The organism is Nitrospirillum amazonense, from assembly GCF_007828045.1.
GTDB classification, from domain to species: Bacteria; Pseudomonadota; Alphaproteobacteria; order Azospirillales; family Azospirillaceae; genus Nitrospirillum; species Nitrospirillum amazonense_C.
Genome location: NZ_VITN01000008.1, coordinates 234,629 through 244,540, shown reverse-complemented (window position 1 = coordinate 244,540; position 9,912 = coordinate 234,629). Strand labels below are relative to the sequence as shown.

The window sequence follows — 9,912 nt, the reverse complement described above, 5'->3', positions numbered from 1 at the left end:
CAGGGTCCGTAGAGGACTTCCACCTCCAAGTCACAAGCCGGTTACCAACCCGGCTCTCGGTGCTTACGCACCTCGCGCCATGCCTGGCGCACCAAATAAAACGGGCGGGTGCCGTGAGGCCCCGCCCGTTTTCATTCCGATACCGAAACAGCCCTTACTCGGCGGCCTCGGTCCGGCGCGGCTGGCCGGAGCGGGAGGCCTTGAGCCCCTCCGCAACCAGGAAGGCCAGCTCCAGCGCCTGGTTGGCGTTCAGGCGCGGGTCGCAAGCGGTGTGGTAGCGCTGGGCCAGCGCATGCTCGGTGATGGCCTGGGCGCCGCCGGTGCACTCCGTCACGTCCTGGCCGGTCATCTCGAAATGCACGCCGCCGGCATGCACACCTTCAGCCCGGCAGGCCTCGAAGAAGCCTCGCACCTCGGCCAAAATGCGCTCGAAGGGCCTCGTCTTGTAGCCGGTGGCCGACTTGATGGTGTTGCCGTGCATGGGGTCGCAGCTCCACACCACGGTGCGGCCTTCGTCGCGCACCCGGCGCAGCAGCGGCGCCAGCTTGTCGCCCACCTTGTCATGGCCCATGCGGGCGATCAGCGTCAGGCGGCCGGCCTCATCCGTCGGGTTCAGGATGTCGATCAGGCGGATCAGCTCATCCGGGTCCGTGGTCGGGCCACACTTCAGGCCGATGGGGTTTTTCACGCCGCGCAGGAATTCCACATGCGCGCCGTCGGGCTGGCGGGTGCGGTCGCCGATCCACAGCATGTGGGCGGAGACATCGTACCAATCGCCCGTGGTGCTGTCGACGCGGGTCAAGGCCTGCTCATAGGGCAGCAGCAGCGCCTCATGGCTGGTGAAAAACTCCGTCTCGCGGATTTGGGCGGTGGTTTCCGCCGTGATGCCGCAGGCGGCCATGAAGGCCAGCGCCTCATCCAGGCGGTTGGCCAGGTCGCGGTAGCGCTCCCCCTGCGGGCTACGGTCGACGAAGCCCAGGTTCCACTGGTGCACCTTGTGCAGGTCGGCATAGCCGCCCTGGGCGAAGGCGCGCAGCAGGTTCAGCGTGCTGGCGGCCTGGTTGTAGGCCTGCACCATGCGCTCCGGATCCGGCACCCGCGCCTCGGCCGTGAAGTCGAAGCCGTTGATGATGTCGCCACGGTAGGAGGGCAGCGAGACGCCATCGATATCCTCCAGGTCGGCGGAGCGCGGCTTGGCGAATTGGCCGGCCATGCGGCCCACCTTGACCACCGGCGTGGCACCGCCGAAGGTGAGCACCACGGCCATCTGCAGCATCACGCGGAAGGTATCGCGGATGTTGTTGGGGTGGAACTCGGCGAAGCTCTCGGCGCAGTCGCCACCCTGCAGCAGGAAACCCTGGCCCTTGGCCACGCGCCCCAGGTGATCCTTCAGGCGCCGGGCCTCGCCGGCGAAGACCAGCGGCGGATAGTTGGCGAGGCGGGCCTCCACAGCTTCCAGGCGCCGGGTGTCGGGATAGGACGGCATCTGCCGCACTTCCCGAGACCGCCAGCTATCGGGCGCCCAGCGCCCCGCCTTATCCAGTGCCATGACCCACCTCGTGAAACCCGAAAAACCGGCCGGGAGTCCAAGACTTTAAAAGGTGCCAGGGGATAGTCCATGGTCGCGGGCGCGAACGCCCCTTCAAGTCTGGCAGCAAGCCGGTCTCGTTATGTACTGCCCCGTTTTATACTTTTCCAGTCTTCTTGAGGCCCTTTCGCGCATTACTGTTACCCGGCAAACGCGGTTGCCCGTCACAGCACCCCTTGACCAAGGGGACATTCTATCCAGATGGCCAGTACGGCGCCAACGGCCTCAACCTCCGCTTTTAAAGGGCGTTCGCCACGCCGGTCATGTAAAATTCAAGCGCAAGGGTGATCGGGCGCACATCCGTCCCATCGGGCGCCCGTATCTTGGCCGCCATTCCAACCCTATCGGAGTGCACCCGATGTCGCTTTCCATGTACCAGGCGTCCGTGCCGGTGTTCCTGCGCCTTCTGGGCAACCTGTCCGCCATCCTGGACAAGGCCGCGGCCCATGCCGAAGCCAAGAAGATCGACCCGGCGGTGTTCGTGAACGCCCGCCTGGCCCCCGACATGCACCCGCTGGCCCGCCAGATCCAGATCGCCAGCGATGCCGCCAAGGGCGCCGCCGCCCGTCTGGCCGGCGTCGAGGTCCCCAGCTTCGCCGATACCGAGACCACCTTCGCCGACCTGCAAGCCCGCATCGCCAAGACGGTCGACTTCCTGAAGAGCGTGGCCCCGGCCCAGATCGACGGCAGTGAAGAGCGCACCATCACCCTGAAGATCCGGGGTGAGGATGTGCACTTCCCCGGCCAGGCCTTCCTGCTGTTCTTCGCCGTGCCCAACTTCTTTTTCCACGTCACCACCGCCTACGACATCCTGCGCCACAACGGCGTGGAACTGGGCAAGATGGACTTCCTGGGCCGTCCGTAAGCGACACCCGGCTTTACCAGTAACGGAAGGCGGCGTCCCCGGGGCGCCGCCTTTTTTCGTGTGCGTGGCTATTCCGGGGAAGCGTTGCTACTACTGCCATATTCTGTCAGTAGCAAGGGATAAAGTGACCTCCAACGGCAACCGGCACACTTAGCCAGCACACCCCTTGGGAGGCACCGATGCTCACCTTCTTCCATTGCCCGCACACCCGCTCGTCCAGCATCCATTACCTGTTGGAGGAACTGGGCGTGCCTTACGAAAGCGAGATCATCGACATCCGTGCCGAGGGTGGCGTGCCGGAAAGCTATCGCGCCATCCAGCCACACAAGAAGGTGCCCGCCATCCGGCACACCACATCCCATGGGGATGTCGTGGTGACGGAGCGCGCGGCCATCACCCTCTACCTGGCGGACGCCTTCCCCCAGGCCGGCCTTGCCCCCGCCCTGGACGACCCGCGCCGCGGCCCCTATCTGACCAGCGTCATCTACATCGATTCCGTGGTGGACCCCTGCCTGGTGGCGCACATGAACCAGTGGCCCTACGACGGCAAGGGCGCGGCCTACGGCCGGTTCGAGGACATGGTGGCCAATCTGGAGCGCACCTTGGCCGCGCACGACTACGCCGTGGGCGACCGCTTCACCGCCGCCGACACCCAGTGGGGCGTCATGATGTACTGGGCCCTGGACGTCATGGGCTTGTTCAAGGACAAGCCCGTCTTCCGCGCCTATCTCAACCGCCTGGCCGAACGCCCCGCCTTCCAGCGCTTCGCCAAGGCCATGGCGGGATAATCCGGGGCGCTGGAATCTCCGACTGGCTGGCCGACGGAGGGCTTAACCCTCCTTCGGCGCATCCCAAGGATTTAAAATGGCGGCGCCACTATGTCTCACGTCCTGGACGTTCCGGGTGACTAATGTCAGCCCCTGCTCCAGAGCCGTGGCGGCAAGCAGTGTATCTATGACAGGAGACGGGTGGCCCGTAAGACGCCGGATCGTTCCCGTCACGATGCCCCATCGCCGGACAACGGCATCGCTGACAGGGAGAATACGGCCGTGGAACCGGTGGGCAAGACCGTCGCGGATCATGCCAATCTGAACACGCCGCGCATCATCTTCGGGCAGGTTATGGATGCCCTTCTCATATTCCCCCAACGTCAGGATGCTCAGGAAGAGCTTCCCCTCGTCCACCGACGCGGCCCAACCTTTCACGGATGGCGCCCCTTTGGGATGGATCAGCGCCGCCACGACGTTGGTATCGAGCAACCATCCTTTCGCCGTCAAAGGTCAACATCCCGGCCGAGGTCACGATCCCGGACCGGTTCCAAATCATCGCCGCTGTATAAACTCTCCAGAAACTGGATCAGCGGTTGGCGGGGCGGTTGCGATGGCATGAGGTCCGTCAGATCCTCAGCCGCGATCACCACAACCGGGTCGCGACCCCGGGTCGTGACGGTCTGCGGCCCCTCCGTCCGTGCGCGGCGGACAACCTCACTGAAACGCGCTTTCGCATCCTCCAGTTTCCAGGTCGCCCCTGGGGCGCCGACGATTTTGGCTTTGCGGGTCATGGCAGCATCCATCTGACTAGCTGACCAGATTGTACCGGAATGGCGTCAGCGGCGCCACCACCCCTCACGGCTTACGGATCACCGCGCCGCCCTTCATGACGAAGACGACGTGGCCCACGGCGTCGATATCCTGCGTGGGGTCGCCGGTCACGGCCACCAGGTCGGCCAGCAGGCCGGCACGGATGCGGCCCAGATGGTCGGCCTGGCCCAGGATGCGGGCGTTGGTGGCCGTGGCCGCCGTCAGCGCCTGGGCTGGGCTCATGCCGTAGCGCACCATCCACACCAGCTCCCGCGCGTTCTCGCCATGGGCGAAGACGCCGACGTCGCTGCCGCAGCCGATGGTGACCCCCGCCTTCATCGCCCGGCGGAAGGCGGCCTCCGCCGCCTGCATGGCCGGCGTGGGTGGGGTCTGGCCGGGGATGTAGCCCTTGAAATAGCGGCTGGTGGCCTCTGGCGCCGTCAGGGTGGGCAGGTAGGCGACGCCGCGCTTGGCCATTTCCTTGAAGGTGGCGTCGGTGCCGCCATAGCCATGCTCGATGGTGTCCACACCGGCCAGCACGGCCCGGCGCATGCCCTCATCCGACGCCGCGTGGGCCGCCACCGGGCGGCCGGTATCGTGGGCGGCGGCGATCAGGGCTACCATCTCCGCCTGGCTGAAGGTGGGACGGGTGCCGCCGTCCGCCCCGGTGCGGTAGTCGGCGTAGAACTTGATCCAATCCGCGCCGCGCGCCGCCTGGCTTCGGGCCGCGGCGGCCACCGCCGCCTCGCCGCTCGCCTCCTCCGCGCCTTGGGGCAGGTCCATGTCCTCACGGAACTTCGTGACGGAGGGGCCGTAGGCGCCGCTGGCGACAATGGCCCGGGTGGCGACGAACAGGCGCGGACCCGGCACGAGGCCATCCTCGATGGCCTTCTTCAGGCCGACGTCGGCATAGCCCGCCCCTTCCGTGCCCAAATCACGCAGGGTGGTGAAACCGGCCATCAGGGTGGCCGTGGCCTGACGCCCCGCCCGCAGGGTGCGGTAGGACAAGCTTTCGCGCAGCACCTGGTCGTCCCACGAGGCCTCATTATAGGGGTGCAGGAAAAGGTGGGAATGCAGGTCGATCAGGCCGGGCAACAGCGTGGCGCCGGGCAGGTCCAGCACCGGGACGCCGGCCGGCGCGCCCAGCGACGCCTCCGGCCCCACGGCCTGGATATGGTCGCCCTGAACCAGCACGGCCCAGCCGGCGTGGGGTGCCTCCTCCTCCTCCGCCGTCCAGACCCGGGCCGGGCGGATCACCAGCAAAGCGTCATCCGCCCGCGCGGCCAGCGGCAGCATGGACAGGACAGTGGCCAAACAGGCCGTGAGCAGCCGGCGCATGGCGTCAGGGCGCATCGGCTCAGGGTTCATTCTTGGGGTGGGCCTTGGCGGCGCCCTCGTCCTTGAAGATGCCGAATTCCGGCGCCCCGCCCTGCTTCACCCGGATGCGGTACATGCCGGTGGTGTTGAAGCCCCAGGCCAGCGTGCCGTCGGGGGCGGCGGCGATGACGCCGCCATCGCCGCCCAGGGCCGTCAACCGGTGCTGGATCACCTCATCCACCGCCGCCTGCAGCTTCATATGCTGGTACTGCACCAAGGCGCAGATCTCCCGCGCCACCGTCAGGCGGATGAAGTATTCGCCCGACCCGGTGGCCGACACGGCGCAGGACTGGTTGGAGGCATAGGTGCCGGCGCCGATGATGGGGCTGTCGCCGATGCGGCCCGGCCGCTTGGCCGTCATGCCGCCGGTGGAGGTGGCGGCGGCCACGTTGCCCTTGGCGTCCACGGCCACCGCGCCCACGGTGCCGAAGCGGTGGGCGTCCGCCGGTTCGAAGTTCCTGAGGTCCAGCAGGGTGTGCTTGTCCGGTTCCGCCGGGACGCCAGCCGGGCGCGGCGGCACGGGCAGGCCCTTGTCCGTCAGTTCCTTCACCAGCGCCTGCCAGCGCCGTTCGGTGAAGAACCAGGCGGGGTCGGCCTGTTCCAGGCCCGCCTCCTTGGAAAAGGCGTCGGCCCCCTCACCCGCCAGCATGACGTGCGGCGTCTTTTCCATGACGGCGCGGGCCAGGCTGATGGGGTGGCGGGTGTGGGTGACGGTGGCGACGGAGCCGGCTTTCAGGGTGGCGCCGTCCATGATGGCGGCATCCATCTCATTGCGGCCGGCGGCGGTGAAGACCGCGCCCCGGCCGGCGTTGAAAAGGGGATCATCCTCCAGCACCTTCAGCGCGGCCTCCACCGCGTCCAGCGCCGTGCCGCCGGACTTCAGCACGGCGGTGCCGGCCTCCAGCGCCGCGGTCATGCCCGCCTGGTAGGCGGCCGCCGCCTCCGGCGTCAGCTTGGCGGGATCGACCGTGCCGGCGCCGCCGTGCAGCTCCAGCGCCCACGAGTGCGCCTTTTCGGCCGCCGGCGCCGGGCCGGCCAGCAGCGCCCAGCCCAACGTCACGCCCGCCAACAGCCGTAGCCGGTTCGTCCCCATATGCCCCTCCGTCCAACGCGGTATCCCAAGCCCCCCCGGGAGGGGGCCGCCGATAGTCCCGCAAAACGGATAGGGGATAAAGGCCCCAGTCGGCACGCGTTCAGCCGGCGGCCAGGCGGTCGCGCGCGCTCATGAACGGGCCGGTGGGGGTGCGGGCGGCGGCGAAGGCGCCAAAGCCGATGGGGCGGGGCATGTTGACGTACACCGCCTCCATCCCGCCCGGGCGGCGGTAGGTCTCATGCCAGAAGCCGGCCCCGCCGTCCTTGGCCAGGAAATCCCGCCACCAGGTCTTGTGCGGTTCGCTGCGGGTGAAGCGCTCCAGGCTTTCCAGGTCGCGCCAATACTGCCGCATGCCGAGATGGCGCATGCCGTAGAACAGTTGCTCATGCGCCAGCAGGCCATCGGGAAAATCCCGGGCGACGCGGTTCAGGCCGCGCCCCAGCCGGGCCAGGCCCAACAGCCCGCGCAGGCTGTTCACATGAAAGCCCAGGTAGATCACCACCAGGTCGGGGTAGGCGGACAGGTCGACCGAAGCGCGGCGCTGTTGCATGACAGCCTCTCCTTGAAGTTTACTTCGTAAACATGGCGGCATTTAAAGCGAGGATGTTTACAGTGTCAACAGAGAAGGCGGGCTATCATCATGGCAACCTGCGCGACGCCCTGGTGCGCACGGCCCTGGCCCTGCTGGAGGAAAGCGGGGTGGAGGCCCTGACCCTGCGGGCGGCGGCGCGGGGGGCCGGGGTGTCGGCCATGGCGCCCTACCGCCATTTCGCTGACAAGGCCGATTTGCTGGCGGCGGTGGCGGAACAAGGCTACGCCGACCTGCGCGACCGGCTGGCCCGGGCCGACATGGCGACGGACCCGCGCCAGGCCCTGGTGGAGCAAGGCGTGGCCTATGTGCTGTTCGCCCTGGAACGCCCGGCCCTGTTCCGCATCATGTTCGGGGCGCCGCTCGGCGGCATGCCGCCGAAACCACCCACCGCTGGAAGCGCTTACGGCATTCTGGCCGCCCGGGTCGCCGGCCTGGCGCCGGAGGAGAAGCGCGAGGCCGCCGTGGTGGCCGCCTGGTCCCTGGTCCACGGCCTGGCCTGCCTGATGGTGGACGGCCGCCTGCAGCGGCAGGCCGATGCGGCGTCGCCCGAGGCCCTGGCGCGCCAGGTGACCAGCCTGTTCGCGGCCGGGCTGCCGACGTGATGGCGTCAAGCCTGGACGGCGGCGTGCCGCGCAGGCGATGATGCCGCCCCAGACGTCCCCATCAAGGGCAGCGCCGCCTCCATGACCGCACCGTCGACTCCACCATCCACCACATCCGCCTCCGGATGGACCCTCTGGCTGGATCGCCGGGTGCTGACGGTGCTGTTCCTGGGCTTCGCCAGCGGGCTACCCTATTTCCTGCTGTTCTCCACCCTGTCGGCCTGGCTGACCGAGGTGCATGTCAGCCGCACCGCCATCGGCCTGTTCGCCATGGTGCGCAGCCCCTTCACCTTCAAGCCGCTGTGGGCGCCGCTGATCGACCGGCTGCCCCTACCCCTGCTGACGCGCGCGCTGGGCCAGCGGCGCGGCTGGGCCCTGGTGACCCAGGCGGCGCTGATGCTGGCCCTGCTGGCCATGGCGTCCAGCGACCCCGCCGCCAACCTTTATTGGCTGGCGGTGGCCACCGTCGCCACCTCCTTCGCCTCCGCCAGCCAGGACATCGTGTTGGACGCCCTGCGGGTGGAGTTGCTGCCCGACACGCTGCAGGCGCCGGGGGCCGGCGCCTATCTCGTAGGCTACCGCCTGGGCATGATCGTCGCCGGCGCCGGCGCCCTATACCTGTCGACCCTGGTGCCTTGGTCCACAGTCTACGTGGTCATGGCGGCCCTGGTGGTCGTTGGCATGGGGGCGGTGCTGCTGGCGCCGGAGCCGGCGCGCCCGCCTGCCCCCCCGCGCCAGCGTTTCGACGTCTGGGTGCAGGACGCGGTGGTGGCGCCCTTCACCCGCTTCGCCACCCGGCGTGGCTGGCTGGCCATCCTGGTGTTCGTGGCCATCTACAAGCTGGGCGATGTCTACGTGAACGTCATGGCCACCAACTTCTTCCTGAGCGACGGCTACACCAAGGTGGAGATCGCGGCCGTCACCAAGATGCTGGGCATGGCCTGCGCCATCGCCGGCGCCATCACCGGCGGCACGGTGGCGGGGCGCACGGGCCCGGTGCGCGGCCTGTTCCTGTGCGGCACCTTCATGATCATCACCAACCTGATGTACGCCGTGCTGGCGACCCAACCGCACAGCGTGACCCTGTTGGGCCTGGTGGTGGGGCTGGAGTTCTTCGCCGGCGGCATGAGTGCCGCCGCCTTCACCGCCTTCCTCTCCCGCCTGTGCGACACGGGCTTCACCGCCACGCAATACGCCCTGCTGTCCAGCCTGGCCACCCTGCCGCTGGACATCCTGTCGGGCGGCACCGGCTGGCTGGCTGACCAACTGAATTCCTGGCCGCTATATTTCACCATCAGCGCCGGCCTGGGCATCCCCGGCCTGCTGCTGCTGGCTTGGCTGGCGCGGCGGGCCGACATCCACCACCGACCGGCGGAGGAAGAAGTCCCCGCCGATCAGGACGGGCCGCGACCCCTGCCGGCATAAGGGGCGCCGGCGTGATCGGCAGGCGGCGCCGCCTCCATCGTCACGGCACCCAGGTCGATGCCGGAGTCCCCGCCCTTACCCGACAGCCTTACGCTGCCGCCCACCAGGCTGACGCTGTTGCCGATCCCGGCGCCGCCGAGGGTGCGGTCCACACCCGCCAGCAGGCCGCGCAGATTGATGGGACGGTCGGCATAGATCACCGGGTCCAGCACGCGGGTGCGCAGGATCAGCCGGCCGCTGGCGAGGGAGGCCAGCGGGTCCACCTCCACCACCGCGCGGGCGGCGGTGATCGAGGGCCGGTCCGGCGTCAGCGGATTGGCCAGGCTGAGGTCATGCAGCACCAGGCGGGCGATGACGCCGCGCTGCACCTCCGGCTCCGCCCGCACCACCACGCCGCTGGCGGGGTCGTCGCTCACGCGCGCCATGACCGTCTGCGCCCAGCCGGGCAGATCCACGGCATAGGGGAACACCACCACCAGCACGACCGCCATGAGGATGAGGAACCCCACCAGGCGGAACAGCAGGCGGAAGGGGGCCGTGATCAGGGACAGCATGCGGGGTCTGGCGGCGTCCAGGCGGATAGGATGCGGCCGTGACTGTACCGGTGGTATCCTTCCCCCGCCACCTGTTCCTCACCGCCCCGATCGACCGGCGCGGCAAGGATCGAGGGCCCGACAAGGACCCGGTTGGGCGGCGCATCGGACCCATACCGAAAAATGCGCCGTGGCCTGGGCGAGGGCCTTGACAGCGCCCGGTCAGGTGTCCTACATGACGGCCCTCACCAACGCCG

General features: G+C 68.6%; 11 protein-coding genes. 4 read left to right on the top strand and 7 right to left on the bottom strand.

What is annotated here, in order from left to right; translation table 11 throughout:
* Window positions 1–154: 154 nt before the first annotated feature.
* Window positions 155–1,486 (bottom strand): class II 3-deoxy-7-phosphoheptulonate synthase, encoded by a 1,332-nt coding sequence (locus tag FBZ89_RS15165; RefSeq protein WP_246172236.1) that lies wholly within the window; start codon window positions 1,484–1,486, stop codon window positions 155–157.
* 460 nt (window positions 1,487–1,946) lie between these two features.
* Here FBZ89_RS15165 and FBZ89_RS15160 point away from each other — a divergent pair, with 460 nt between their 5' ends.
* Together FBZ89_RS15160 and FBZ89_RS15155 are read left to right on the top strand one after the other, a co-directional pair.
* The gene (locus FBZ89_RS15160) at window positions 1,947–2,453 is read left to right on the top strand and encodes a DUF1993 domain-containing protein (RefSeq protein WP_145750795.1); all 507 of its coding nucleotides are present in this window, start codon (window positions 1,947–1,949) and stop codon (window positions 2,451–2,453) included.
* A gap of 179 nt (window positions 2,454–2,632) precedes the next feature.
* A complete protein-coding gene (locus FBZ89_RS15155) occupies window positions 2,633–3,241 on the top strand; it encodes a glutathione S-transferase family protein (protein ID WP_145750794.1) in 609 nt (202 codons plus the stop codon).
* 42 nt (window positions 3,242–3,283) lie between these two features.
* Here the strand turns inward: FBZ89_RS15155 and FBZ89_RS15150 are convergent, their stop codons facing one another.
* The 5 genes from FBZ89_RS15150 to FBZ89_RS15130 form a co-directional block, all read right to left on the bottom strand.
* On the bottom strand, window positions 3,284–3,712 hold the full coding sequence (locus FBZ89_RS15150; RefSeq protein ID WP_211115242.1) for a type II toxin-antitoxin system VapC family toxin: 429 nt from the start codon (window positions 3,710–3,712) through the stop codon (window positions 3,284–3,286).
* 14 nt (window positions 3,713–3,726) lie between these two features.
* Window positions 3,727–4,014 carry a type II toxin-antitoxin system prevent-host-death family antitoxin gene (locus FBZ89_RS15145; protein WP_145750792.1) on the bottom strand — a complete coding sequence of 96 codons (288 nt, stop codon included), beginning with the start codon at window positions 4,012–4,014 and terminating at the stop codon, window positions 3,727–3,729.
* A 64-nt stretch (window positions 4,015–4,078) separates the two neighbouring features.
* A complete protein-coding gene (locus tag FBZ89_RS15140; protein ID WP_211115241.1) occupies window positions 4,079–5,386 on the bottom strand; it encodes a metal-dependent hydrolase family protein in 1,308 nt (435 codons plus the stop codon).
* Window positions 5,387–5,390: 4 nt separating this feature from the next.
* Window positions 5,391–6,503 (bottom strand): isoaspartyl peptidase/L-asparaginase family protein, encoded by a 1,113-nt coding sequence (locus FBZ89_RS15135; protein WP_145750791.1) that lies wholly within the window; start codon window positions 6,501–6,503, stop codon window positions 5,391–5,393.
* A 100-nt stretch (window positions 6,504–6,603) separates the two neighbouring features.
* Window positions 6,604–7,053 (bottom strand): phenylacetaldoxime dehydratase family protein, encoded by a 450-nt coding sequence (locus FBZ89_RS15130; RefSeq protein ID WP_145750790.1) that lies wholly within the window; start codon window positions 7,051–7,053, stop codon window positions 6,604–6,606.
* A 62-nt stretch (window positions 7,054–7,115) separates the two neighbouring features.
* Between FBZ89_RS15130 and FBZ89_RS15125 the strand changes: the two genes are divergently transcribed.
* Together FBZ89_RS15125 and FBZ89_RS15120 are read left to right on the top strand one after the other, a co-directional pair.
* The gene (locus tag FBZ89_RS15125; protein ID WP_425465958.1) at window positions 7,116–7,697 is read left to right on the top strand and encodes a TetR/AcrR family transcriptional regulator; all 582 of its coding nucleotides are present in this window, start codon (window positions 7,116–7,118) and stop codon (window positions 7,695–7,697) included.
* Between the two features lie 81 nt (window positions 7,698–7,778).
* Entirely contained in the window at window positions 7,779–9,122 is a 1,344-nt protein-coding gene (locus FBZ89_RS15120; protein WP_145750788.1) for an AmpG family muropeptide MFS transporter, read from the top strand.
* On the opposite strand, the gene FBZ89_RS15115 is transcribed toward FBZ89_RS15120, so the two are convergent.
* On the bottom strand, window positions 9,092–9,676 hold the full coding sequence (locus FBZ89_RS15115) for a hypothetical protein (protein ID WP_145750787.1): 585 nt from the start codon (window positions 9,674–9,676) through the stop codon (window positions 9,092–9,094). The two genes, FBZ89_RS15120 and FBZ89_RS15115, sit on opposite strands and share 31 nt — an antisense overlap.
* Window positions 9,677–9,912: the final 236 nt, after the last annotated feature.